Here is a 23,220-nt window from a genome sequence, read left to right on the forward strand (position 1 = left end):
GCGCCGCAGATTGCCCTTGCACCTTCCGCCCAAGCTGCCGCAAATGGCCGCCAAACGGGAGAAGGAAGCGAGCGCGCCATGACCGACACCACAGCCGTGATCACCGAGAAGCGCGGGCAGGCGCTCTGGATTACCATCAACCGGCCCGAGAAGCGCAATGCGCTGAATGGCGAGGTCATCGCCGGCATCGCACGCGGCTATCGCGATGCGCATGACGACAAGGACGTCCGAGTCATCGTTCTGACCGGCGCGGGCGACAAGGCGTTCTGCGCCGGTGCGGATCTGCAGAACTCCGGCGCGGCTTTCGCGATGGATCATTCGAAGCCGAATGTCGACTATGCCGATCTGTTGCGCTTGTCGCAGAACGCGACCAAGCCCGCGATTGCGCGCGTTGGCGGCGTCTGCATGGCAGGCGGCATGGGCCTGCTCTGCATGACCGACATGGCCGTCGCCGCCGATCACGTCATCTTCGGCCTGCCGGAGGTGAAGGTCGGCGTATTCCCGATGCAGGTGTTGAGCCTGTTGCAGTCCATCGCTCCACCTCGCCTCGTCAACGAATGGGCGCTGACCGGCGAGCCGTTCGACGCGAGGGCAGCGCTGGCAGCGGGCTTGCTGAACTACGTCGTGCCCGCGACGGAGCTGGACGCCAAGGTCGACTGGCTGATCGGCCGCATCGTCGACAAATCCCCGACCGCGATCCGTCGCGGCAAATACGCGATGCGCGCGATCGCCTCGATGTCGTTCGACGAGAGCATCGCCTACACCGAAAGCCAGATCGCGCTGCTCGCCATGACCGAGGACGCCAAGGAAGGGCTGAAGGCGTTCAGCGAGAAGCGCAAGCCGGTATGGACGGGAAAATAGGCGATCCTTTCAGCGCATTCGTCGGCGCTGCCGTCGGCCGACGTGCCTTTATTCCGAGGAGAGATTGGCGTTGAGCCGAATAAGCAGAGATCTTGCCCGCTCCTCGCGACGCTTTTTTGTGGCAATGATCAACTGCCTGCCAGTCCGCTTGGCATAGGTTGGCAGTTGGCGACTTGATCTATGACGGCCAGCCGCGCGCAACTCTGCATCCGTGAGATCGCTGTCGGCGCCTTCAGTAAATCCTCCGTGTCGGAAGGACCGAAAAGAAAGCTCCTGACGTAGGCCAGCCTCTGTGATAATTGTTTTTACCACGCTACGTAGATAGCGGAGATCCTTGCGCGGGGTAATCCATGGTAGCGGGATTACCGACTGACGATGCGCATGGTCACGCCGGAATACCAGGCCGGAGAGGGTGGTCCTTTTGATCTCGTCAAGTTCCTCCATAAGTTCAGGGAAGAGAGGGGCGCCAGTTTCGTCCGTTAGGGGCCACCAGGCCTCCTCTCCATTCTTCGGATGCACGATTCTGACGCTATTTGGCCGCTCGCTGGGGCGATAGTGCGAAATGTCGAAGGCACCAAAAATGTGCTGCTCTCGTTGCAGCCACTCCCACGACAGTAGAGCAGCTGTTGCGATCGAGCGGTAATCAAGTCTTCTCGCGGCAGCTCTGAAGGCGACGAGTTCATCCCAAGTTGCGGTCGGTGTGGGCTCTATCGGCCGCCCGGGCGGATGAGATTTTAATCCCATCCGGGAAAACGGATTGGTCGCCGGTACAATCCTTTCTTGAGCACGCTGACCAACGAACCAAGCCCGGCGGCAGGACGCCATAGCCATATTTACATAGCGACGGCGCTCGCGAACGACGACCTCTCCACTGTTTCCGACTTTCGTCACGAACAATAATTTTCGATAAACTGCGTCGACGAACGCTTTGGTGAAATCGGACAGCTGCTTAGACCCAACGCGACTTCCATCTTTCAGCTCGTGATTGGCGAACAGCGCGAGACTTTTTGTGTAGTGCCGCTGTGTAGCGCTTTCGATTTCTGTCCACTTCTGGTGAGCTTGGAAGACGCCGACCAGCCAATTGAACGTGCCGGGTTCGATAGTCGCCGGCACGATGTCGCTTAGACCCCGTGAGTGCCAACTGTCGAACGCCGGCAAGAGAACTTTCTCTACCCGCTCGACGGCACTTGCGTAATCGCAGCCCAGAGCTTCAGGGTTTAAATCGCAGCCCTGTCGACGGGCCCAAGTTGGGGGTTCGAAATAGTAGGCTATTCTATTCTTCGCCAATATTTTGCGGCGACAATACCGAGGCAGACGCGGTGCCTTCCCAAGCGATATCACACCAGGCATAAGAGATCTTCCCCCTGCTTAAGATCTCCTTTTCCGATCGACGCTGCGAAGTGATCCATAGTCGCCTTCGACCAAACTGGCTGGCGCTGGCGCCCTGTTCCGCGAAAGCCGATTGGTGGGGGTGCGTCTCCTCGACTGATCGCGCGCATGAATTCGCTCGTGTCTACAAAGTCAAGGTAGGCGGCGGCCATGTCCGCCCTCATCATCGTGGGCCAGGTTCTAGCGAGAGGGTAGCGGGCAGGTCGTGCGGTGCGCGGCGAGCCTAAGCGGTTTGATCTCACTGCTGAATGCCCGTGGTGTAACATGTGCTGATTTCACTGACGAGCGAGACGGGATCTGGTCGATCCAGATTGCCCTTCGCCCCTGATCGGGGGAGCGAGAGTTCGGATCGCGGATTAAGCGGAGTGTTACGGCCAAAGAGTTTGCACCTCTACTGCGAAGCGCGGCCGGGCGGGAAAAGGCTGGATTGGCGCGCGAAAAGGAAGCCTTCGGTGTGTAGTTCTCCAAGAACGCCAATGTCGCTCGCGAAAGAAAAGGGGAACAGTTGCGGCGCTCCGTTGGCAGGGGCCGGTAGCAGGCAGGCAACTGCTTTGGATGATAGATCAATAGTCAATCCGACAGGTCCGATGGGAGACTTGTATCGAAGCCTTCCGATCGCTTTCGAGCGTCGGAATTTGGACGTGCGGGTTGAACACAGCAGGCTATGATCGCGGAGGGGCTGAGTACTATTGGCCGGCCATTGCTCGAGTGGTTCAATTATTGCTCATGTATAGGGACTGAATAGTTGCAGATATCCGTGAGCTGCAGGCCTCTCGTGATGCACTTGAGCCGGATGGATGATGCAAGGCGGAATGCAACCCGAACTGCGCCGGGATCGGTAAATAGGGACTAAGAGACTTTTCTGCGCGTCGACGAATTCAAGCGACGAAACGAGGTCCTCTGGTCAAGCCTGGCGAGTTCTCCCGCTTGCGCGCGTGCGGCTGCGCCGCAACGGGCTCTTGTGAACCGAGCCGCGCTGCGTCTCGGCCATCCGGCTTCGATCCCTCGCGCAGGGATAGCGGAGCTCCTCGCCGGGGGCACTCGGAAAAGGGGCTCGCCTTGCGGCGACCGCTATCACTGCCCCGTTCCCGGGTGCCGCTATTGAACCGGTCTCGTCGCTGCACTCGGACCCGCGTGCCCCTTCGGGTCGCTATGCTCACGCTCTCCGGGTGCCATTTTCCGTTGAGGCGATGCGCGCCTGGCGCACGCCTCGTGGGGCCTGCGGCCCCGGTAGCTCAACTCAATTCCCATGAAGATACGATGGAAGGCGGGCTGCGTCACAGGTCTCGCATTCCTTCAAGTAGGAGGAGAGTCAGAGTGTCGGCCGGGTTTTGCCATGACGGGTTACAGGCTGCGAGAGAGGTTCGCGGTCCCCGTCGCGGAGACCCGCGATGTCCAGATATTATCCTCACGCGCGCACCGGTAAGGACCGGGCCAACCTTTATGACAACATCACCAACAAGATCATCGCCGAGTTGGAGGCTGGCCGAGTGCCGTGGGTCCAGCCTTGGGGCACCGCGGCGGCGAAGGCGCCTTTGGCTTTGCCGAAGAGCGCGGCGTCCGGCCGCCAATACAGCGGCATAAACATTCTAGTTCTATGGGGTGCCGCGACCGAACACGGATTTACAGGCCAGAGTTGGCTTACCTTCCGCCAGGCGCTGTCGCTCGGTGGTCACGTCCGCAAGGGCGAGCGCGGCACGACCGTCGTCTATGCCGACCGATTCGTGCCTGCCTGCGAAAAGCGCCGCGTACATGAGACCGGCGAGGAAGCGCAGGCCATTCCGTTCCTCAAGCAGTTCACAGTCTTCAACTGTGATCAATGCAACGGCTTGCCTCCAGAGATCGCGACAACGGCGCCACCCCCGCTGCCGGGCCTGATCGAGCCGCAGGTCGAATACCTTATCAAGGCGACCGGCATCGACTTCCGCATCGGCGGCAACCGTGCCTTCTATATGCCGACGGAAGATTATGTGCAGGTGCCGCCTTCGCAGGCCTATTTTGAACCAATCAATTGGCATCGAACGGCCCTCCACGAGCTGGCGCATGCCAGTGGCCATCCATCGCGTCTCAATCGTGACCTGTCAGGCAGCTACGGTACCAAGAAGTATGCCTTTGAGGAGCTGGTTGCGGAAATCTCGTCTGCGTTCAGTTGCGCCTCGCTCGGCATCGTGCCGACGGTGCGGCATGCCGACTACATCGGCTCATGGCTTGAAGTCTTGCGCGAGGACAATCGCGCCATTATCCGGGCTGCCTCCAAGGCCAGCAAGGTTGCCGATTATCTCCTTGGCTTTCTTCCAGAACCCGTCGGCGTCATGCCGACGGAGGACCAGCAGGCGGCGTGAGGCTCTGCTCGGTGGCTGCGGGCACAAGAGTAAGAGGGGCAGGGTCGTTTCCGTGACGGGTTGGAGGCCGAGAGAAAGGCTCCCGGCTGCCCGTCGTGGAGCATCGCATGCCAAAAGCTGTCCAAAAAATTAAGTCGGCCGATGTCGGAATGATCCGTGGAAAGCGCATCGAAGTGTCGGGATCCAAGTCCAAGATGCGCAAGAGCTTGCGAGGCCACGGCCTCTTTGGAGAGATCACCTTTTGTAAGCTCCGCGTGGGGATGCACGCAAGCGGCATAGAGATGCTGTCGAAGGTACGCGACCGGTATCCGATCAAAGGTGCCAGTTGGCAGGAGGCGGCCTGATGTCCCGCCAACCTTGCGAACTGGCACGCCGCCTCGCGCGAGAGGCGGAGACGGTATGCAGACACTATCTCTCCAATGGCAAGCGGACGGGGCGGTATTGGGTGGTCGGCGACGTCCACAACAACCCGGGCCGCTCACTATTTGTGCGGCTCCAGGAATCACCGAAGGGAGCGGCGGGCAAGTGGACCGATGCTGCAACCGGCGCGCATGGTGATCTCCTCGACATCATCCGGGAAACTCTGGCTTTGCGAGACTTTCGTGAGGTCGCCGAGGAGGCGAGGCGCTTTTTGAACCTGCCTCGTTCTGAGCAGAAACCCGCCCCACGACCTATTCCCCCAGCCGTACCGCCCGGATCGCAGCTAGCCGCCAGTCGGCTCTTTGCGATATCCAGCCCGATCGAGGGGACACTGGCTGAAACGTACCTGCAGCGCCGCGGAATAACCCGCGTCCACCATGATGGCAGCCTGCGCTTCCACCCACGTTGCTACTATCGGCCCGACGAGCATTTGCCGACTGAAACCTGGCCGGCGATGATCGCCCGCGTCACGGATCTTGATGGTCGGATCACCGGCGTGCACCGGACTTGGCTCGATCCGGACGGATTCGATCGTGTTCGGCTCGGCAAGGCTCCGGTCGACACGCCACGACGGGCCATGGGCGATCTTCTCGGCAATGCCGTTCGGTTCGGCGTGGTGGACAACGTGCTCGCTGCCGGCGAGGGTATAGAGACGATGCTTTCGTTGCGCTGCGTGCTGCCGACCTTGCCTATGGCTGCTGCACTCTCGGCCAATCACCTCTCAGCCATGCTGCTGCCGTGTAGCCTGCGCCGGCTCTACATTGTGCGCGATGCGGATGCCGCCGGTGATGCGGTGCTGGCAACTCTCAGCCAGCGCGCAGCAGAGGCCGGCATTGAGGCGATCGCGCTGTCGCCCCGGCTGGGCGACTTCAACGAAGATCTGCATGTCTTTGGTCTCGATGCCGTCCGAGCAACTCTGCGGTTTCAGCTTGTGCCAGAGGATGTCGTTCACTTCCTGCATTCGTCGACGGTGGCCGCGGAATAGCTCCCGGTCTTCGATCGACGTTGATAGGCCGGTCATAGGCGAGGTCAATACCGGAAGAGGACGCGACCTCGGCCTTCTAGGGGGCGATCGGACGGCAAGCGGCCCGGGCCGGCAATGGCTAACGTCCGGCTATTTTCCGCCGCGCGCCAGAGATGTGAAGACACATCATGCAGTTGGCCGCGCGCTTTGCATCGCGAAGCAAAATAGCCGGCCTCCGCCATCCTCCGCTGCCGCTTCGGCCCTGTCGGGTGCTGGCCCGTTCCGCCCGCCGTCAGAGGATCGCCACGAAGGCCGCGATGGTCGCGGCCGATCCGGCAAAGGACCTCTTCCCATGACCGACCATGACGACATCGAACCGCAGCACGCCTCGTCTCCGACCGACCACATGCTCACCCAATTACAGCTCTTCGGCTATCGTCCCTTCGACGACCAGCCCGATCCGAGACCGCTACCGGAAGGCAAGATGATCGCCGTCGCCGTCGCGGATATCTTTGACGCCCTTGTTGCGACCTTGAACGACACGCGGCTTGAGCCCGACCTTGACGATCTGCTCTGGTCGACGGTCAACCTGTTCCATAGGGCCGTCGAACGCATCGAACGGCAACTCGATGACAACGAACAAGCGCAGCATAAGAGCCAACGCGAGCAGAACGGCTCGGAAGTGCGATCGGTCGAACTCGAGCGCCTGACGGCCGAAGGCATAACGCTGATCGAGCGCCGCAACTGCCTGGAGCTCTTCCGCGACCAGGCCATCGAACAATTTGAGGTCCACACCGGTTCAGCCTGGCGCCCGCGGTCGGGATCATTGGTCAATCACCGAACGCTCACCGCAGCAATGATCGACTCCCGCGACTTCATCGCCGCAAAGCGTCGTTCCGAGACCGAGGTCATGTTGCCAGCCGGACCGAAAATCGCACTCACTGGCGGGCTCGATTTCAACGACCATCACCTGATCTGGGATCGCCTCGACAAGGTTCATGCCAAGCATCCCGACATGGTCCTGCTACACGGCGGCTCCCCGAAAGGCGCCGAACTGATCGCGTCGAAATGGGCGACCAACCACAAAGTACCTCAGATCGCCTTCAAGCCCAACTGGACAACGCACGCCAAGGCAGCGCCGTTCAAGCGCAACGATGCCATGCTCGAACTCCTGCCGATCGGCGTCATGCATTTCCCGGGCACGGGAATTCAGGACAATCTCGCCGATAAGGCGAAGCGGCTCGGCATTCCCGTCTGGAAGTTCGGCCGCGCATGAGCGCCGTCGCCTCGAAGACGCCAAGGTGGAGTTGCTCGCCGCAACTCCGCCTCGTTTCGTTTTTACATCCAAACTGCGCCGTGGTGGTGGTGGAAGGCGCGATTGATAGATCCATGCACATGGGGCCACCGCCATGCTCGCGCTTGGGCTTGTTCTCAACACACTCGGCATTGGCTTGTTCTGCTGGGCCATTTTTGCGCTCGCGGTGTATGCGCTACCGTTCTTCGTCGCACTCAGTGTCGGGATGTTGGCATTTCGTCATGGCGCGGGTGTCTTCGGCGCACTGCTTATCGGAATTGCTTCTGGCACGCTGACGCTTGCCGCTGGTCAGGTCGCCGTCGCCGTTAGTCCGTCCTTGACCTTGCGCGTTGCGATGGCAACCGTATTCGCGGTCCCCGCAGCGATCACCGGCTATCAGGTGATTTTTGAGTCGGCCGGGGTGTTGGAGAATGTGCCTGAACCAGTTCTCACAGCCGCCGCGCACGGGCGTTGAGGCTTCGTCGCCATCATCGGCCGAGCAAGACGGCACAGAGCGTCACGTTGAACGAGGGGTCGACGAGCTTGAGCGAGAGGTAACCGCGTTCCCTCTCGGGGCGCTTAAGCAAGCCGTACCGGTCTCTGTCTGGCCCACATAGCTGCGGCGGAGCGGCGCTCCGTTCGATCATTCCTTCCGGGACGATACCGCCCTTTGCGGCAGATTGTTTCTCTTTCTGCGCCGAACCCTACCAACCCCTTGTTCAGCAGAACCGAGATTCGCCAGTCTTCTCCTCAAGATTGCGATTCAGCACGCAGACCAAGTGGCCTCTTTGATGGCTTGATCTGGCCAAAGACCGGCTGCGCCTCGATCGTCTGAGCCGCAACGCCTTTGATGCGATTTTCTTCCCCTGGGCTTCGCCCATTCCTCGCGAGGCAAGAAAGTCGCAACAACGGCGTCCTCCGCTGCGCTCCGACCCGAACGGGTGCGTCGCCGATCGTCCTCGGCCTTTAGATCGCCATCGAGGCCGCGGTGGTCGCGGGCTCGAAACACAACAGGAACATCGGTTCCTTCAAGAAGGTCGGCAACGATCTCCAGGGCGAGATCGTCACCCTGAGCCTGCAAGCCAGGGGCGTCCGTATCGTCGCCGAGTCCAACCGCTCCAACGACAACGCTCCCAGCCACCGCATCTATGTGGGCCGGGCTGAGATCGGTGCAGCTTGGTCGAAGCGCTCGGAGGAAGGCCGCGACTACCTCTCGCTCAAGCTCGACGATCCCTCCTTCAACGCGCCGATCTACGCGAACCTGTTCGATGACGAAGGCGGTGAAGGCTACACCCTCCTGTGGTCGCGGCCGCGCAAGAGCGGCGAATAGACGCTCCGCCAAGCCCCGTCCGGTCCGCCGGGCGGGGCGCTGACCTGAGCCAGCTTACGATTTGCTAAGCCGCGCAACCTTTTTGAGCAGGTCTCCCGGTTCGACCCCCAAAGCTTCAGCAATTTGCCCGAGCACGGTGACGCTTGCCGATACATCGCCGCGCTCGATGGCGCCGACGTAACGCGCGCTTAAACATGCGCGCTCGGCCAGTTCCTCCTGCGTCATTTGTAGATCGTGGCGCTTCCGACGCAGGTTCACAGCCATGATCTCTTTGAGATCCATGGCGATATGGGAACTGAGCCGGAACGATCGTTCTAGGAACGATCGTTCCTATTCGTATCAAAACGTGCTATCCATTGTCCCAACGCCATGAGCGCGGCCGCCCTTGGCTGCCGATCTACTGAATGAACATCCAGGATTCTAACGGGCAACGGAGGTCTGGATTGCGACCAAACCATGGCGTAGTTTCTGGGAGTTTTAAAGCGGGTATGATGCAGAAACCCTCCCTCGATCCAGACGTGGCGGACTGTGCGCCGAATGACCCGGTGCTTACGGCCTATGACGAACAGCATGTCGTCACGTACATTCGCCTTTTGCAGGCGGAGGGTCAGGGAGCGGACTGGCAGGAGGTCACTCGAATCGTCCTGCATATCGATCCAGAGCGAGAGCCGGACCGTGCGCGGACCGCATATCAGAGTCATCTTGCACGCGCAAAATGGGTCACCGAGCAGGGACGTCTTTTACGCGGCGCCGGCTCAAACTAGAAGGAAATCGCTGGCTGGAGATTGCAGTCAGAATGATTTTCTTCCGCTTACCGGTGGTAATTTTCATGCACCACGTGGTGCCAAACTAGGGACTTCCTACAACCCCCTCGTTTATAGTTATTGCGCCGCAATCCTTGTTCGTTAAGTGCAATGGGGACGGAAGCAATGCCTGAATTCGACTGGCGGTCGCCGGATTCGTTTAAGAGCCTAGAGAATGCTGAGATCACTGAAATCGCCTGGGTAGGTCTTCGTATGAACGTGGACTACCAACGTGACTACGATGCGATCATCGCAAACAACTCAGATGGCGAGGTGACCGAGGAATTCAGGAGGAGGTGGGGCCTTTGCTTTCGCCCATGACCCGCAGGGGTCGTTCCACGAGCAGACAATCTTTTGGGCGCCCGAGGTTCTCCCGACCGTCGTCCCGGTCACTGTAACCGCTTCAACGCCTGGTCAAAGCCCAACGTCTCCGCCGCCGCTTGATCTTGCATCTGGTCAGGTGCGCCGTGCCGCTGACGGCTGGCATGCCGTGCTGCAAATCGGTTCGGTGGAGCATCGCATCTGGTCGAAACAGCCGCTGACCGCAGGCGCTCGCTATGTGGCCGAGTTGCCATTTGACGGCGATTTGGAGGCGCGCGCGCATGCCGCCACGCGGCTGTGGCGCGCGATGAATGGACACACGCCAGGACCTCCGCTTCATCGCGTGCCCAAACAGCGGCGCGAACGACTGTGCGCAGCCCTTCGCGCGGTGACCGCGTATCTGGCCGGCGCGACTTATCGCAGCATCGCAGAAGCTCTGTTTGGCAAGTCGCGCATATCGGATCGTGGCTGGAAAACACATGATCTGCGCAGCCGAACCCGTCGCCTTGTACAAAGCGGCCTCGCATTTGTGCACGGAGGTTATCGCAAGCTGCTTCGGCCCAGGCGCAGGGTCAAGTAGCGCCGTTCCTTGGGGTGTCGAAAATCGACCCACCGATATTCGGCATCCCCGTCCGAGATCGCGCTTCTCCATGATGACCGCACACACGCCGGCGCCGCCATCCGCGGTGCGCTGTCATCCTGGAGTTCTCAAATGCCCGATTCGACGGCCGGTCTACCTCCGCGCTTCCTGCGAACACCGGAGGCTGCGCGTTACCTTGGCCTTTCCGGTCGCACGCTCGAGAAGCACCGCACGTACGGCACCGGCCCGACGTATCGGAAGATCGGCGGACGCGTCGTCTACGCCGTAGACGATCTGAAAGCCTGGGCTGACCTCGGCGCCAAAACGTCGACGTCTGACCCCGGGAAGGGGACCGTGCTGCCGGCCAAGAAGCATCCGGTGCTGCGCCCATATGCGGGCCAGGAACGTCGCTGATCTCGGGCGAGAGCAGTGACCATGCGGCGTAAACACCATTCCGAGCGTGACCAGCTGGAGCTCTTTCGGGCGGTCCCTGGGGATCTCGCGCCGCGCGATGCGCAGGATCTGATGGCTTATCCCTTCTTCTCGCTTGCAAAAACGAAGCGGATTGCACCGATCGACTTCCGTGCCGGCGCGATCGCAATTCGGGTCGAGGCCGTGGCGGAACACGGCATGGCGACAATCTGGGACGCCGACGTTCTGATCTGGGCTGCTTCCCAGATCGTCGAAGCACGTGACGCCGGTTTGAAGACGTCGCGCCTGATGGCTGCAAGGCCTTATGAGATTCTGACGTTTGTCGGCCGCGGCACCAGCGCGCGCGACTATGACCGGCTGAAGGCGGGTCTCGACAGGTTGCAGTCAACGACCGTGCTGACGTCGATCCGACAGCCGACAGAACGACGACGGCATCGCTTCTCCTGGATCAATGAGTGGAAGGAAGCGGCCGATGCAAATGGCCGGCCGTTTGGGCTCGAGCTGATCCTGCCGGATTGGTTCTATGCCAGCGTCATCGGTGACGCACTCGTTCTGACGATCGATCGCGCCTATTTCGATCTCACGGGCGGGCTTGAGCGGTGGCTCTACCGGCTCGTGCGCAAGCACGGTGGATGCCAAGATGGCGGCTGGAGCTTTGATCTTGTGCACCCTCCATGCGAAGTCCGGCATCATCTCGCCGCTCAAGCTCTTTGCTTACGACGTCCGCCAGATCGTCCAGCGCCAGACATTGCGCGGCTATCAGCTCGCGCTCACGCGCGATCCGAACGGTACGGAGCGACTGAACTTCGCACCTACGCCTGTTGATCCCTTAACGGCACGCTCGCGCCGCCGCGGTCTCATTCCAAATTCGGAGGACAACCTGTGAATCAGCTCGTGCTATCGAGGACCGCAACCCTCGTGCTATCGGAGACACGATACTGGTGCTATCGGGGACCGAAATCGAGCTTAAGAGCTTGTTTTTCAGCGCCTTCCCGCTGGTCTAACTTTACTAACCAGAAATCCTTCGGATTTCTTCTAACGGAGCAGGCCGAAAGCCACGTTGGCGGCGCTCGGCAACGGCAGTCCGACAGTTCAGCCTGCCTTTGCAGGCCACGCACACTCTCCGTCGAGCCTCAAGCCCACGGCTACCAGCTCCAGCGTCAGGGAGCCGCCGCATGAGCGATCTCACGGAAGTGGAAGTGTTGTGGCTCGAGAAGCGCATCGAAAACCGCATTCGGTTCGGTCGCGTCGTCAATGAACGGAAGCTTGATGGTCACCGGCGTGTACTGTCATTCGCGCCTGGCAGCATCTTTGCCTTCGTCCGTTGGACCTCCAGCGACTTTGGCACGATCATCTCGCGGATTGACATCTTGCGCGCGGTCGCGCCAGGACAGCGCTGCTCGACCGTGCCGTATGTGAAGCCGGGCGGAGAGATTTTGCTGCGGCTCTCCGGTTGGCCGAAGGTCGAACGAGTGCTGCAGATGGTCGATGCGGTCGAAGCGCTCGGCATCGATCCCGCCGATGTCGCTCCTGATCATTGGCATCACGTTCATAACCGTCTGTCCGTGAACGAGAATCCGCGTCCGTATACGAAAGCGCGCCATCAGGCCTGGTTTAATCGTCAAAAGGTGATGCGATGACGTGCCGTTTCATCATGCTGATAACGACGTTCGTGGTTGCTGCCGCCCTTGTCACGACAATCTTTCTGGAGCCGCTTCCGCTCTACATCTGGAATGCATCGACGAGCGTACCTATCGGTCTCTATCGCTTGCGATCGGCAAAACTCTTTCATGTCACAGAGCTGGTCGCCATTCAGCCGCCGGAACCACTTGCGACCTTTCTAGACCTGAACGGCTATCTGCCGGTCGGCGTCCCCATGCTCAAGCGGGTCTTGGCGCTGCCGGGGCAGACGGTCTGCAGAAGCGGTCTCACTATTTCGGTGAATGAAATTGAAGTCGGCCAGGCCCGGGATCGTGACGGACGCGGCCGGCCGCTGCCGAAATGGCAGGGCTGCCGAGTCGTCGGGGAGGGCGAGCTCTTTCTCATGAATTGGCAGTCGGATGCCTCCCTTGACGGCCGATATTTTGGATTTCTTCCGGCGTCAGGCGTGATCGGCCGTGCCCTCCCGGTGTGGACGTGGGAGGAGTGATCGTGCGTGTTCTACGTTTCCGTTCTGTCATTCCTCTGTTCGAACAAGTGCAGGACCATTCCTCCGTCCCGACCAAAGCTTGCAGACCCGACGCGCGCAGCGGCGGTCCAGCCCGGCCGAAAGGCCGGCGCGAAGCGGCTTTACCCTGGACGGGCGCGAGCACGCCGGCACTCTTGCATTTTTTCGAGAGGAGCCTGTGCGCTGCCGTGCCCCTGTTCGTGGCACTGACTGTGAGTAACGCTGCTGCTGTCGTCGAGACGCGACCGGCAGAGCTCACAGCGAGTTATCGAACTGACAATTCATTTGCGGATTTCGTTGAAGCGGCCTCGCGTCGCTTTGGCATGCCGGTGCGCTGGATACTGGCAGTCATAGACGTCGAAAGCGCCCGAAACGTGCGTGCCAAGTCACTGAAAGGCGCCATGGGGCTGATGCAGATCATGCCGGAAACCTGGGCGGAGCTACGTCTGCGGTACAACCTGGGCAACGATCCCTACGATCCCCAAGAGAACATCCTTGCAGGTACGGCGTACCTGCGCGAACTGCGCGACCGCTTCGGTGCGCCAGGCTTCCTTGCAGCCTACAACGCGGGACCTGCTCGTTATGGAGAGCATCTCGCCGGCCGTCCATTACCAGCTGAGACCCAGGCCTATTTGCAGAAGCTTGTGCCCGGCATCGGCAGCGACATTGCCATTTCCAGCGCTGCAAGTCTGCGGCCATCGGTGAGATCGATCTTCATTGTGCGGCTTGAAAGCTCAAAAGCCGCTGCCCGTCTGCAGCCTGTGCGCTCGCCGACCCTATCTCCGACGGCCGCTTCGGTTCACGACATCTCCGCCATTGTGCCACGGACAGCAGGGTTGTTCGTCGCGAGATCTGATGCGGGAGGCTCGCAATGACTGAATGCGCAAGCTGGCATGCATTGGCGTGCTCTGGAGAAGAATGGAGGGAATGGGGAGAGCAGTGGGAAGGCACGACAGCAGGACGGCGAGATAAAAGGGGCTCGCCGGTCGAACCGCAAGCCATTGACATGGCTTGGGCCCTGGCGTGCCGGTCGGTCGAGGCGCGTGCCGCGCCTTCGGTTTTCAACAATGCAATCAGAACGATTTTCGGCACTGTAGGCATTTTGCTCGCTCGGAGCGCTGGGGATGACAACAGGCGACAGCGATCTGCGTATTCGGCCTGGGCGCATTCGCAACACGCGCTCGCCGAATCCGAAGAGCTTCATCAACCAGGTGCTGCGTGCGGCGAAGAAAGCCGGGCACACCTCGGGGCAGAGCGTGACCGGCAGGCGTTCGGCGGCTTATGGGCGCTCGACGTTTGGCCGCGGCAGACTCGGTTTCAGCCGCGCCAGATTGTTCAGCCCAACGCGGCTCGTTGTGGTGAAGGCGCGTGTTGTCCGGCACAAAGGGCGAGCCTTCCGTTCAGCCCCCCTGACCGCCCACCTGTCATATCTGAAGCGCGACGGCGTGACTCGAAGCGGCGAGAGAGCCGAGATGTTCGATGAGGGCTGCGACCGCGCCGATAGCGCGGCCTTTGCTGACCGATGCAAGGACGACCGGCATCATTTCCGGTTCATCGTCTCACCAGAGGACGCCGGCGACATGACCGACCTGAGGGCGTTCACCCGTGACCTTGCCAAGCAGATGGAGACCGATCTCGGCACGCGGCTCGATTGGGTGGCTGTCGATCATTGGAATACGGACAATCCTCACGTCCATCTCCTCGTGCGGGGAATAGATGAGGAAGGGGCGGATCTCGTGATCTCCCGCGACTATATCAGCCAGGGCCTGCGCTCGCGCGCCGAGGAACTGGTCGCCATCGAACTGGGCCCAAAACCCGAGCACGAGATCCGCAATTCACTGGAGAGGGAGGTTTCGGCTGAACGATGGACACGGCTCGATCGGGAGATCCGGCTGGCGGCCGATGAGGCGGGGTATGTCGATCTTCGCCCGGAGAATCCGGGCAAGTCCGATCCCGAGATCCGGCGCCTGATGGTCGGCCGCCTTCAGCACCTGGAGAAGATGGGCCTTGCCGCATCCGCCGCACCGGGGGAATGGATGGTCGGGCTCGAGGCCGAGCGTAGCCTGCGTGACCTCGGTATGCGCGGCGACATCATCAAGACCATGCACTGTGCCTTTACCGAGCGTGGAGAAGCGCGCGGCATTGCCGACTTCGTCATCGAAAGCGGACAGCCTTCGTCCCAAATCATCGGACGCCTGGTCGATCGCGGATTGCACGACGAGCTGACGGGTGAGGCTTATGCCCTGATAGACGGAACTGACGGACGCGCGCACCACGTCCGCTTGCGAGGGATCGAGGCCTTCGAACATGCACCGCCCATCGGCGGAATCGTCGAAGTCCGACGCTTCGGTCAAGCCGGCGAACCGCGGCCGACCGTGGTACTCGCGACCCGCTCCGATCTCGATCTGGGTGGACAGGTCACCGCAAAGGGCGCGACCTGGCTCGACCACAGGCTGGTCGAACGCGACCCCATACCGCTTGCCATGGGCGGATTCGGCCGCGAGACCCGCGATGCCATGGAAGCCCGTACGGAGCACCTGATCCAGGAGGGCCTGGCGCGGCGGCAGGGCCAACGCATCATCTTGCAGCGTGACCTCCTGAATACGTTGCGCCGGCGTGAGCTTGACGAGGTGGCTGCAAAAGTCTCGGCCGACACCGGCTTGCCTCATGTGAACGCCGCCTCTGGAGAGCACGTGGCGGGCACCTATCGCCGGCGGCTGACGCTTACCTCGGGACGCTTCGCCATGATTGATAATGGGCTCGGTTTCCAACTCGTGCCCTGGTCGCGCGAACTCGAACAGAAGCTCGGCCAACACGTCACTGGCGTCGTGAAAGACGGCGGCGGAATCGAATGGGGTTTTGGTCGCAAGCGCGACCTAGGCCTCTAGCTTGAACTCGCCAAATTTAATTGCACAAAGGTCGTCTGGGATGTCCGGAACCAAGATCCTCTGGGGGCAGGTGATCGTTGTCGGCCTGATCGCCTTGCTGGCCATCTGGGGTGCGACCGAGTGGACGGCCTGGCGGCTCGCTTGGCAGCCGGAGCTTGGCCATCCCTGGTTCGAGTTGCTGGGCTTCAAGGTCTATTACCCGCCAGTCTTCTTCTGGTGGTGGTTCGTCTTTGATGCTTATGCGCCACAGGTCTTTGTCGAGGGCGCCTTCATCGCGGCGTCGGGGACATTCATTTCGATCGCGGCGGCGATCGGCATGTCGGTCTGGCGGGCGCGCGAGGCCAAGAACGTTGAGACCTATGGCTCGGCGCGCTGGGCTGATGCGGAAGAGGTTCGAGCGGCAGGGCTCCTCGGTCCAGATGGCGTGGTGCTCGGCAAGCTTGACCGCGACTACCTCCGCCATGATGGACCTGAACACGTCCTGTGTTTCGCGCCCACCCGATCCGGCAAGGGCGTCGGCCTTGTCGTTCCCTCGTTGCTGGCCTGGCCGGGCTCGGCCATCGTTCACGACATCAAGGGCGAGAACTGGCAACTGACCGCCGGCTTCCGCGCGCGACATAGCCGCGCGCTGTTGTTCGACCCGACCAACCCGAAATCCTCAGCCTACAATCCGCTGCTCGAGGTCCGGCAGGGAGAGTGGGAGGTTCGCGACGTCCAGAACGTCGCCGATGTCCTGGTCGACCCCGAGGGCTCGCTCGACAAGCGGAACCATTGGGAGAAGACCAGTCATTCGCTTCTGGTCGGCGCCATCCTTCATGTCCTTTACGCGGAGGCCGACAAGACCCTGGCTGGCGTCGCCGCCTTCCTGTCCGACCCGAAGCGGCCGATCGAAGCGACGCTGAAGGCGATGATGACCACCGCGCATCTTGGCGAGCAGGGTGCTCATCCCGTGGTCGCCTCGACCGCCCGCGAACTCCTCAACAAGTCCGAGAACGAACGTTCAGGCGTCCTGTCCACCGCGATGTCGTTCCTCGGGCTGTACCGCGATCCCGTCGTGGCGCAGGTGACCTGCCGGTGCGACTGGCGGATCGCCGATCTGATCGCAGATAGCCGCCCTACGACGCTTTATCTGGTGGTGCCGCCGTCGGATATTTCGAGGACCAAGCCACTGATCCGCCTGGTGCTGAACCAGATTGGTCGTCGCCTGACCGAGGACTTGCACGACCGCGACCGCCGGCATCGCGTCCTGATGATGCTGGACGAGTTCCCGGCACTTGGGCGGCTCGATTTCTTCGAGACCGCGCTCGCCTTCATGGCGGGGTACGGCATCAAGAGTTTCTTGATCGCGCAGTCGCTCAATCAGATCGAGAAGGCCTATGGGCCTAACAATGCGATCCTCGATAACTGCCACGTCCGGGTCAGCTTTGCGACCAATGACGAGCGGACCGCGAAGCGTGTGTCCGATGCGCTTGGTACGGCGACCGAAATGCGGGCGATGAAGAACTATGCCGGGCACCGATTGAACCCATGGCTGGGGCATCTCATGGTCTCACGGCAGGAGACGGCAAGGCCGCTGCTGACACCAGGCGAGGTCATGCAGCTTTCGCCGTCGGACGAGATCGTCATGGTGGCGGGTACGCCGCCGATTCGAGCTCGGAAGGCTCGGTACTATGAAGATCGGCGGTTTACCGAGCGGGTCCTGCCGCCGCCCGATCCAGCCGCATCCGGCCGGTCACCGCGAACGGACGGATGGTCTGCATTGGGAGCGCCCAAGCCGGCGTCGCTTCCAACCGAAAGGGGGCGAGCGGAGGAAGATTCGGCGAATAGCGGCCTTCGTCGCGAGCCCGAACTCCCCGATCACGTCGCGATCGCCAAGGAGACGGCCGAACCGACGCCAGCCGAGGAATTTGCCGTCGTTCTTGACGACGACGACGCGGTTCGCCAGTCCCGGCTTCTCCGTCAGCAAATGCGCGGCGTCGCCCGTCAAGCCGCCATGGACCCGAATGACGGCATGGAGCTCTGAGGCAATATGCGCGACCGGATGAACGTGTATTTCCCGCCAGAGCTTCTGAAGCAGATCTCGGATCTGGCCGATCGCCAGAAGCTCTCCCGGTCTGCGATCGTGGAGGCGGCCGTTGCTTCGTTTCTGTCGCCGGATGGATCGGACAGGCGGGAGGCGGCGTTTACCCGTCGCCTGGATCGGCTGTCGCGTCAGCTGCAGAGACTGGAGCGAGACGTCGGTTTAACGGCCGAGACGCTGGCTCTCTTCGTCCGTTTCTGGCTGACGGTTACGCCACCGCTACCGAACGACGCGCAGGCGGCTGCGCAGGCAAAAGGCCGGGAGCGGTTTGAAGGATTTGTCGAGGCGCTCGGGCGTCGTTTGCAAAAGGGGCAGAGCTTTCTGCGTGAGATACCGGAAGATATCGTCCGTCAGGAGCCCGCCGGCGGACCTGACTGATCGCTCTCAATGCGCCATCGCGCGAACCCTTCTTTTTCTACGCCAGCCTACGACCGCAGCAATTTAGCCGAGCCTATAAAAAGCTGACGCGCTATCGGCTCGAATGAGCTGATGAGCAAGAAGGCCGGCATGCAAGTTACAAGGACGTGGCGTCTCACCGTGCGCGTATTTCTACCGTTTGCTGCTGGCTACTATCTTTCGTATCTGTTTCGGACGATCAACGCCTTGATCGTGAGTGATCTCAGCTCGGATGCCGGGCTTGGGTCAGCCAACCTCGGACTGCTTACGTCAGTCTATTTCCTGGTCTTCGCGGCCGCTCAGATCCCGGTCGGTATATTGTTGGACCGCTTTGGTCCGCGTCGGGTCCAGCGCGCGCTGCTCTGGTTCGCAGCACTGGGCGCGGGACTGTTCGCCGTATCGACTGGCTTCCTGTCGTTTTTGATCGCGCGTGCGATGATCGGGCTCGGCGTGGCGGGGGCGCTGACGGCAGGACTTAAGTCCATCATCCTTTGGTTCCCCAGGGAACGAGTCGCCTTGCTGAACGGCTACATGATCATGCTGGGATCACTAGGAGCGGTGACCGCCACAGTTCCGGTCGAACACTTGCTCGCTTGGATGGGCTGGCGGCAGCTCTTTGTGGTCCTGGCGGCTGCGACAGGTGCCACAGCGATCCTCATCTATGTTGTAGTTCCAGAACAACGCGTTAGCCTATCGAAAGTACCAGTCTCCGCCACCCTGGGATCGGTTTTCAGCGACAGGCGCTTCTGGCGGATAGCCCCGTTATCGGCGACTTGCGTTGGTTCAGCTTGGTCGCTGCAGGGATTGTGGGCATCACCGTGGCTTGCAGACGTGGAGGGGCTCGATCGCGCAGGCCTCGTCAGACAGCTGTTCATCATGTCGATCTTTCTCAGCGGCAGTGCCTGGTTGTTCGGTATGACCATCCATCACGTCAAACGAACAGGCCTCACGGCTGAGACGATATTCGCGATGGTGGCCGTGCTGTTTATCGCGGCCGAGTTAGCCTTGATCCTGCGAGTACCTCTGCCGTCCATCTTGCCCTGGTCGGTTGTCGCAATCATCGGAACGGCAACTGTGGTCAGCTTTGCCGTGATGGCTGATTACTTTCCGCCAGAGCTTGCCGGCCGTGCCAATGGCGCCTTGAACGTCTTGCACTTTGGTTGGGCATTTCTGGCACAATATGCGACCGGCCTGATCCTGGAGCAATGGTCTACGAACCATGACAATAGGTCGATCACGGCTTATCAAGTCGCGTTCAGTCTCAACGTAGCACTACAGATCGCGGCGTTGGTTTGGTTCGCGGTACCTTGGATCCAATCCTTTGCTTCCTGGATGAATTCAGTCCCTTCCACCATGCTGGTCAGTGCTTTCGACGTGGTCGAAGCAAGCATTTTCTGCGAGCAATCGGACGGCGAGGTGGAGTGGTGACCCGCGAGACCTAAGCGCCACTCTCCGTCGTGACGAGGCTGTTGAGGCGTCGCTTGGCGCCGGTCGCGATGGATTCTGCCATCGCCTGTGGGAAATCCTTCGGCAGCTTCGCAATTGTTGCGTCGATCTTCGTGCCAGCGGTATCCGCGAGCTCTTCGATGATACCGCGAACCACGCTGTCGGGCAGGCCGCAAGTCATTGCGGTTTGGACGAAATGTCGGCCGAGAATCGTGTGTACCACGTAGTGGCGACTATTGCCGATCGCCATGGCGAGCTTCATCTGATTTTGCGTGATCTGCTTGGCATCGAGGCTCGGTTGCGTTGAGATGATGTCGTACAGCGGGGCGAGGACGAATCGTCCGCCGGGCGAGAGGCGGATGCTGAAATTCTTGGCGTGGCCATCAGTCGCCGCCAGAAGCCAGAAGACGATGTGTGCCTTAAAGAAGGTCGCCTGGTCGTCCGCCGGCGTATCGCTGCCTTTGAGGAGATCAGAGATATTTCGGATGCTCGGGCCGCCGTCCGATTCGTATTTGCGCCCGGGCAGGACAGAAAGGGCCTGACAGCAATCTTCCTGTGGCAGGCGCAAAAGCCGTCCGTCGTGCGCCCATGTGCGGTCGAAGCGTTCAATGGCGAGCACGCGCCGGCCCGCGAAATCAACGATGCGCGACTTGGCGACGGGCAAGTCGAGCGCGGCGACGAGCTTCAGGCAGAGATGCTCGTTTTCAACGCTGTGGGTCAGGTCGACGCCGTTCGGTAACCTGCCGATCTGCGGTTTGATGATGTGCGTGGTGGCCGTCGTGCCGTGCGGCACGTGCCACTTATCCTTCCAGTAGAGAAGGGCGGTTTTTTCCTGGGCTCCAGCCAGAGAGATACGAAACTCCTGATCGGGACCGATGCCGAGCGGATTGTTGGCGAGATTGGCAAGGATCGCCGCGATGTCCTGGTCGCTCGCGACGCGAGCGTCAATCGCGCCCGCCGCTCCAGGTGCCGTTCCATCCGGAAGGAATTGCAGGGCGCCGACACAGTCGCGGCCGATCGCGGAAAGCAGGCTGTAAGCATCGGCTCCGCCGGCATGCGCGCGTTCGGCGACACGCCGGCGGATGTCGTCGTTATCGGGAAGCAGGTTATCGAAGACCGCAATGACGGGGTCACCGATATAGCGGTCTTCGCGTAGAGGTATCGATACCGAGACCGGGATGGCGTTCTCCCATCCCAGCCAGGCTTCGTCGTATTGGAAATCGATGGCGCCGCTGCTCTCCCGCCGCAGCCGCCCGACCAGACGAGCGTTCAGGTAGACGTTGAGAGGCGCTCGGATAGGACGGCGTCCCATCAGAACAGATCCTCGATGGCTTTGGCCGACACCTTCGTGCGTGGTCGGAGGACCAGTTCCAGGTCGAGCGCGGCCAGCGCATCCATGAGGATGCGCAGTTGCGTCGCTGGTTCGCCGGCCTCCAGCTTCGAGACTGTCGCTTGGCGCGCGTGCATCTTGTCGCCTAGGCCGCCCTGGGTGAGTTTTTTTTGCCGGCGGTGCCGCTTAATGGCGGCGCCAAGCTGCTGAGGGGTGCGAGCGATCGTATCCATTGGGGTATGATACGCGAACGCGTATAAAATGTCAATATACGTGGATGCGTATATAAAGAAAATATACGAACCCGCGTATGGAACATCAATATACGCAATCGCGTATAGCGCTTTGGCCCGATCACACCGCGGGCGGATGTTGCAGTGATTGAATGAATAGCGCCGGCGCCACGGTCATACTATGAGCGCGTATGATGAGGCCGAGTGGTGAGCAGCAACTCGCAAGCGACCCGATGCGATTGAGTAAGCCTCAAACATCGGTTCTCGGACTTTCTTTTTCTACGCCATTCTACGATCACCGAAAGCGCTCGTTGCGCCAAGCCCATTGGTGCCTTTTCTAATCATCCCCACCTGAGGGCCCGCTGTGGAGGTCCTCATTCGGTGGGGACGTCGGTGGCAATCCATTCCATCCAATCGGAAGCGAATTCGCGCGGTGCGCGAATGCTGCGTAGCGCGCTTGGCGCGGCGATTGCCAGCTACCTCGAGGATGAAACGATCATCGAGGTGATGCTCAACCCGGATGGGCGGTTGTGGATCGATCGGTTGTCGAGCGGCTTGATCGATACAGGCGAAACTTTGTCCGCAGCAGATGGCGAGCGCATTGTTCGCCTGGTGGCGCATCACGTCGGCGCCGAGGTGCATGCCGGCGCGCCTCGGGTCTCGGCCGAATTGCCCGGAACCGGGGAGCGCTTTGAAGGTCTCTTGCCTCCCATCGTGGCAGCTCCGGCGTTCGCGATCCGCAAGCCCGCTGTCGCCGTCTTTACGCTCGACGACTACGTCGCCAGAGAGATCATGTCCTCGAAGCAGGCCACAATCCTGAAGGGTGCGGTCGCCGCTCGTAAGAATATCCTTGTCGCCGGTGGGACATCGACCGGCAAGACAACGTTGACGAACGCGCTCCTGGCCGAGGTGGCAAAGAGCTCCGATCGGGTCGTTCTGATCGAAGACACGCGCGAACTTCAGTGCAAGGCGCCCAACCTTGTAGCATTGCGGACCAAAGATGGCGTGGCGACGCTATCGGATCTCGTTCGGTCCTCGCTGCGACTGCGTCCCGATCGTATCCCGGTTGGCGAGGTCCGCGGTGCGGAGGCACTCGATCTGCTCAAAGCTTGGGGCACCGGTCATCCTGGCGGCATCGGCACGATTCACGCGGGCACCGCGCTCGGTGCCTTGCGGCGGCTTGAGCAGCTCATCCAGGAAGGCGTCATTACGGTTCCGCGTGCCCTGATCGCCGAAACCATCAACCTCGTCGCCGTCCTTGCGGGGCGCGGCGCCGACCGTCGTCTCTCCGAGCTCGCCATCGTCTCGGGGCTTGGAGCCGCCGGTGACTACAGCCTTTCATCAGCAGGAGACTGACATGCGTCTGCAATTTTGCTTTTTTCGTGGGGCATCGTTGGCGGCTTTCGGCGCGGTGCTCTTGGCAGCACCGCCGGCATGGGCCGCCGGCTCGAACATGCCGTGGGAGCAACCGCTCAATCAGATCCTGCAGTCGGTCGAGGGGCCGGTCGCCAAGATCATCGCCGTCATCATCATCGTCGTCACCGGCCTCACGCTCGCGTTCGGAGATTCCTCGGGTGGTTTCCGCAGGCTGATCCAGATCGTGTTTGGTCTGTCGATCGCGTTCGCGGCTTCGAGCTTCTTCCTGTCGTTCTTCTCCTTCGGCGGCGGCGTGGTGATCTGATGGATGAGCCGGTCGCAGGTTTTGTCGTGCCCGTCCACCGCGCGCTTACCGAGCCCATCCTGATGGGCGGTGCGCCGCGATCGGTCGCGATTGTCAACGGCACGCTTGCCGCCGCGCTTGGGCTCGGACTGCGACTGTGGATCGCGGGTCTGGTCCTCTGGTTCATCGGCCACATGGCCGCCGTCTGGGCCGCCAAGCGCGATCCCGCCTTCGTCCACGTGGTGCGCCGACATCTGCGCATTCCCGGCCATCTCAACCTCTGA

At 61.2% G+C, this 23,220-nt stretch carries 25 protein-coding genes and 1 pseudogene; 22 read left to right on the plus strand and 4 right to left on the minus strand.

Annotated features, from left to right (window positions below; genetic code table 11):
• Window positions 1–78 precede the first annotated feature (78 nt).
• On the plus strand, window positions 79–861 hold the full coding sequence (locus AC0L21_RS12645; protein ID WP_473261776.1) for an enoyl-CoA hydratase/isomerase family protein: 783 nt from the start codon (window positions 79–81) through the stop codon (window positions 859–861).
• Between the two features lie 48 nt (window positions 862–909).
• On the opposite strand, the gene AC0L21_RS12650 is transcribed toward AC0L21_RS12645, so the two are convergent.
• Window positions 910–2,019, minus strand: coding sequence for a hypothetical protein (locus AC0L21_RS12650; protein ID WP_473261780.1), 1,110 nt, complete (start codon window positions 2,017–2,019; stop codon window positions 910–912).
• A gap of 1,622 nt (window positions 2,020–3,641) precedes the next feature.
• Here AC0L21_RS12650 and AC0L21_RS12655 point away from each other — a divergent pair.
• The 6 genes from AC0L21_RS12655 to AC0L21_RS12680 all read left to right on the plus strand — a co-directional run bounded on the left by AC0L21_RS12655 (window position 3,642) and on the right by AC0L21_RS12680 (window position 8,600).
• On the plus strand, window positions 3,642–4,592 hold the full coding sequence (locus AC0L21_RS12655; RefSeq protein ID WP_473261783.1) for an ArdC family protein: 951 nt from the start codon (window positions 3,642–3,644) through the stop codon (window positions 4,590–4,592).
• 107 nt (window positions 4,593–4,699) lie between these two features.
• A complete protein-coding gene (locus AC0L21_RS12660; RefSeq protein ID WP_473261785.1) occupies window positions 4,700–4,936 on the plus strand; it encodes a hypothetical protein in 237 nt (78 codons plus the stop codon).
• Window positions 4,936–5,997: a DUF7146 domain-containing protein gene (locus AC0L21_RS12665; RefSeq protein WP_473261788.1), complete on the plus strand. Its 1,062-nt coding sequence runs from the start codon at window positions 4,936–4,938 to the stop codon at window positions 5,995–5,997. The genes AC0L21_RS12660 and AC0L21_RS12665 overlap by 1 nt, the downstream gene beginning before the upstream one ends.
• A 331-nt stretch (window positions 5,998–6,328) precedes the next feature.
• The gene (locus tag AC0L21_RS12670) at window positions 6,329–7,252 is read left to right on the plus strand and encodes a DUF2493 domain-containing protein (RefSeq protein ID WP_473261791.1); all 924 of its coding nucleotides are present in this window, start codon (window positions 6,329–6,331) and stop codon (window positions 7,250–7,252) included.
• Between the two features lie 133 nt (window positions 7,253–7,385).
• Window positions 7,386–7,745, plus strand: coding sequence for a hypothetical protein (locus tag AC0L21_RS12675; protein ID WP_473261795.1), 360 nt, complete (start codon window positions 7,386–7,388; stop codon window positions 7,743–7,745).
• 513 nt (window positions 7,746–8,258) lie between these two features.
• Window positions 8,259–8,600, plus strand: coding sequence for a DUF736 domain-containing protein (locus AC0L21_RS12680; RefSeq protein WP_473261798.1), 342 nt, complete (start codon window positions 8,259–8,261; stop codon window positions 8,598–8,600).
• Between the two features lie 54 nt (window positions 8,601–8,654).
• Here AC0L21_RS12680 and AC0L21_RS12685 read toward each other — a convergent pair whose 3' ends face one another.
• Window positions 8,655–8,882, minus strand: a complete 228-nt coding sequence (locus AC0L21_RS12685) for a helix-turn-helix domain-containing protein (RefSeq protein WP_219685726.1) — start codon at window positions 8,880–8,882, stop codon at window positions 8,655–8,657.
• A gap of 209 nt (window positions 8,883–9,091) precedes the next feature.
• Between AC0L21_RS12685 and AC0L21_RS12690 the strand changes: the two genes are divergently transcribed.
• The 12 genes and pseudogenes from AC0L21_RS12690 to AC0L21_RS12745 all read left to right on the plus strand — a co-directional run bounded on the left by AC0L21_RS12690 (window position 9,092) and on the right by AC0L21_RS12745 (window position 19,695).
• Window positions 9,092–9,364: a DUF2285 domain-containing protein gene (locus AC0L21_RS12690; protein WP_354202087.1), complete on the plus strand. Its 273-nt coding sequence runs from the start codon at window positions 9,092–9,094 to the stop codon at window positions 9,362–9,364.
• Between the two features lie 165 nt (window positions 9,365–9,529).
• A complete protein-coding gene (locus tag AC0L21_RS12695; RefSeq protein WP_473261803.1) occupies window positions 9,530–9,724 on the plus strand; it encodes a transcriptional regulator domain-containing protein in 195 nt (64 codons plus the stop codon).
• Between the two features lie 139 nt (window positions 9,725–9,863).
• A complete protein-coding gene (locus AC0L21_RS12700) occupies window positions 9,864–10,304 on the plus strand; it encodes a DUF2285 domain-containing protein (RefSeq protein WP_473261805.1) in 441 nt (146 codons plus the stop codon).
• 132 nt (window positions 10,305–10,436) lie between these two features.
• Window positions 10,437–10,718: a helix-turn-helix transcriptional regulator gene (locus AC0L21_RS12705; RefSeq protein ID WP_018454787.1), complete on the plus strand. Its 282-nt coding sequence runs from the start codon at window positions 10,437–10,439 to the stop codon at window positions 10,716–10,718.
• Between the two features lie 21 nt (window positions 10,719–10,739).
• Window positions 10,740–11,622, plus strand: a pseudogene (locus tag AC0L21_RS12710) (replication initiator protein A).
• A gap of 289 nt (window positions 11,623–11,911) precedes the next feature.
• Window positions 11,912–12,376, plus strand: coding sequence for a DUF2840 domain-containing protein (locus AC0L21_RS12715; RefSeq protein ID WP_473261807.1), 465 nt, complete (start codon window positions 11,912–11,914; stop codon window positions 12,374–12,376).
• The gene (locus tag AC0L21_RS12720; RefSeq protein ID WP_473261809.1) at window positions 12,373–12,885 is read left to right on the plus strand and encodes a S26 family signal peptidase; all 513 of its coding nucleotides are present in this window, start codon (window positions 12,373–12,375) and stop codon (window positions 12,883–12,885) included. Before AC0L21_RS12715 ends, AC0L21_RS12720 begins: the two co-directional genes overlap by 4 nt.
• The gene (locus AC0L21_RS12725) at window positions 12,882–13,778 is read left to right on the plus strand and encodes a lytic transglycosylase domain-containing protein (protein ID WP_473261811.1); all 897 of its coding nucleotides are present in this window, start codon (window positions 12,882–12,884) and stop codon (window positions 13,776–13,778) included. The genes AC0L21_RS12720 and AC0L21_RS12725 overlap by 4 nt, the downstream gene beginning before the upstream one ends.
• Window positions 13,779–14,027: 249 nt before the next feature.
• Complete coding sequence (locus AC0L21_RS12730) at window positions 14,028–15,791, plus strand: relaxase/mobilization nuclease domain-containing protein (RefSeq protein WP_473261813.1); 1,764 nt, start codon at window positions 14,028–14,030, stop codon at window positions 15,789–15,791.
• 40 nt (window positions 15,792–15,831) lie between these two features.
• The gene (locus AC0L21_RS12735) at window positions 15,832–17,814 is read left to right on the plus strand and encodes a conjugal transfer protein TraG (protein ID WP_473261815.1); all 1,983 of its coding nucleotides are present in this window, start codon (window positions 15,832–15,834) and stop codon (window positions 17,812–17,814) included.
• A gap of 6 nt (window positions 17,815–17,820) precedes the next feature.
• A complete protein-coding gene (locus AC0L21_RS12740) occupies window positions 17,821–18,249 on the plus strand; it encodes a ribbon-helix-helix protein, CopG family (protein WP_027519220.1) in 429 nt (142 codons plus the stop codon).
• Between the two features lie 111 nt (window positions 18,250–18,360).
• Window positions 18,361–19,695 carry an MFS transporter gene (locus AC0L21_RS12745; RefSeq protein WP_473261817.1) on the plus strand — a complete coding sequence of 445 codons (1,335 nt, stop codon included), beginning with the start codon at window positions 18,361–18,363 and terminating at the stop codon, window positions 19,693–19,695.
• 10 nt (window positions 19,696–19,705) lie between these two features.
• Here AC0L21_RS12745 and AC0L21_RS12750 read toward each other — a convergent pair whose 3' ends face one another.
• Together AC0L21_RS12750 and AC0L21_RS12755 are read right to left on the minus strand one after the other, a co-directional pair.
• A complete protein-coding gene (locus AC0L21_RS12750; protein ID WP_473261819.1) occupies window positions 19,706–21,025 on the minus strand; it encodes a type II toxin-antitoxin system HipA family toxin in 1,320 nt (439 codons plus the stop codon).
• Window positions 21,025–21,276: a helix-turn-helix domain-containing protein gene (locus AC0L21_RS12755; RefSeq protein ID WP_027519217.1), complete on the minus strand. Its 252-nt coding sequence runs from the start codon at window positions 21,274–21,276 to the stop codon at window positions 21,025–21,027. Before AC0L21_RS12755 ends, AC0L21_RS12750 begins: the two co-directional genes overlap by 1 nt.
• A 441-nt stretch (window positions 21,277–21,717) precedes the next feature.
• Between AC0L21_RS12755 and trbB the strand changes: the two genes are divergently transcribed.
• From trbB to AC0L21_RS12770, 3 genes are read left to right on the plus strand one after another with little or no spacing between them, the layout of a single operon-like run.
• Window positions 21,718–22,632, plus strand: coding sequence for a P-type conjugative transfer ATPase TrbB (gene trbB, locus AC0L21_RS12760; RefSeq protein WP_473262134.1), 915 nt, complete (start codon window positions 21,718–21,720; stop codon window positions 22,630–22,632).
• 1 nt (window position 22,633) lies between these two features.
• The gene (locus AC0L21_RS12765; RefSeq protein WP_473261822.1) at window positions 22,634–22,957 is read left to right on the plus strand and encodes a TrbC/VirB2 family type IV secretion system protein; all 324 of its coding nucleotides are present in this window, start codon (window positions 22,634–22,636) and stop codon (window positions 22,955–22,957) included.
• Window positions 22,957–23,220 (plus strand): VirB3 family type IV secretion system protein, encoded by a 264-nt coding sequence (locus tag AC0L21_RS12770; protein WP_473261824.1) that lies wholly within the window; start codon window positions 22,957–22,959, stop codon window positions 23,218–23,220. The genes AC0L21_RS12765 and AC0L21_RS12770 overlap by 1 nt, the downstream gene beginning before the upstream one ends.

It is taken from the genome of Bradyrhizobium sp. WSM4873, assembly GCF_055811355.1.

What these genes read in the sequence shown, in the direction of transcription:
- AC0L21_RS12735 (WP_473261815.1), top strand. Translation starts at nt 15,832, where the DNA reads ATGTCCGGAACCAAGATCCTCTGGGGGCAGGTGATCGTTGTCGGCCTG.
- AC0L21_RS12665 (WP_473261788.1), top strand. Translation starts at nt 4,936, where the DNA reads ATGTCCCGCCAACCTTGCGAACTGGCACGCCGCCTCGCGCGAGAGGCG.
- AC0L21_RS12730 (WP_473261813.1), top strand. Translation starts at nt 14,028, where the DNA reads ATGACAACAGGCGACAGCGATCTGCGTATTCGGCCTGGGCGCATTCGC.
- AC0L21_RS12745 (WP_473261817.1), top strand. Translation starts at nt 18,361, where the DNA reads ATGAGCAAGAAGGCCGGCATGCAAGTTACAAGGACGTGGCGTCTCACC.
- AC0L21_RS12715 (WP_473261807.1), top strand. Translation starts at nt 11,912, where the DNA reads ATGAGCGATCTCACGGAAGTGGAAGTGTTGTGGCTCGAGAAGCGCATC.
- AC0L21_RS12670 (WP_473261791.1), top strand. Translation starts at nt 6,329, where the DNA reads ATGACCGACCATGACGACATCGAACCGCAGCACGCCTCGTCTCCGACC.
- AC0L21_RS12675 (WP_473261795.1), top strand. Translation starts at nt 7,386, where the DNA reads ATGCTCGCGCTTGGGCTTGTTCTCAACACACTCGGCATTGGCTTGTTC.
- AC0L21_RS12690 (WP_354202087.1), top strand. Translation starts at nt 9,092, where the DNA reads ATGCAGAAACCCTCCCTCGATCCAGACGTGGCGGACTGTGCGCCGAAT.
- AC0L21_RS12685 (WP_219685726.1), bottom strand. Translation starts at nt 8,882, where the DNA reads ATGGATCTCAAAGAGATCATGGCTGTGAACCTGCGTCGGAAGCGCCAC.
- AC0L21_RS12645 (WP_473261776.1), top strand. Translation starts at nt 79, where the DNA reads ATGACCGACACCACAGCCGTGATCACCGAGAAGCGCGGGCAGGCGCTC.
- AC0L21_RS12755 (WP_027519217.1), bottom strand. Translation starts at nt 21,276, where the DNA reads ATGGATACGATCGCTCGCACCCCTCAGCAGCTTGGCGCCGCCATTAAG.
- AC0L21_RS12655 (WP_473261783.1), top strand. Translation starts at nt 3,642, where the DNA reads ATGTCCAGATATTATCCTCACGCGCGCACCGGTAAGGACCGGGCCAAC.
- AC0L21_RS12750 (WP_473261819.1), bottom strand. Translation starts at nt 21,025, where the DNA reads ATGGGACGCCGTCCTATCCGAGCGCCTCTCAACGTCTACCTGAACGCT.
- AC0L21_RS12740 (WP_027519220.1), top strand. Translation starts at nt 17,821, where the DNA reads ATGCGCGACCGGATGAACGTGTATTTCCCGCCAGAGCTTCTGAAGCAG.
- AC0L21_RS12695 (WP_473261803.1), top strand. Translation starts at nt 9,530, where the DNA reads ATGCCTGAATTCGACTGGCGGTCGCCGGATTCGTTTAAGAGCCTAGAG.
- AC0L21_RS12705 (WP_018454787.1), top strand. Translation starts at nt 10,437, where the DNA reads ATGCCCGATTCGACGGCCGGTCTACCTCCGCGCTTCCTGCGAACACCG.
- AC0L21_RS12660 (WP_473261785.1), top strand. Translation starts at nt 4,700, where the DNA reads ATGCCAAAAGCTGTCCAAAAAATTAAGTCGGCCGATGTCGGAATGATC.
- trbB (WP_473262134.1), top strand. Translation starts at nt 21,718, where the DNA reads ATGCTGCGTAGCGCGCTTGGCGCGGCGATTGCCAGCTACCTCGAGGAT.
- AC0L21_RS12720 (WP_473261809.1), top strand. Translation starts at nt 12,373, where the DNA reads ATGACGTGCCGTTTCATCATGCTGATAACGACGTTCGTGGTTGCTGCC.
- AC0L21_RS12770 (WP_473261824.1), top strand. Translation starts at nt 22,957, where the DNA reads ATGGATGAGCCGGTCGCAGGTTTTGTCGTGCCCGTCCACCGCGCGCTT.
- AC0L21_RS12765 (WP_473261822.1), top strand. Translation starts at nt 22,634, where the DNA reads ATGCGTCTGCAATTTTGCTTTTTTCGTGGGGCATCGTTGGCGGCTTTC.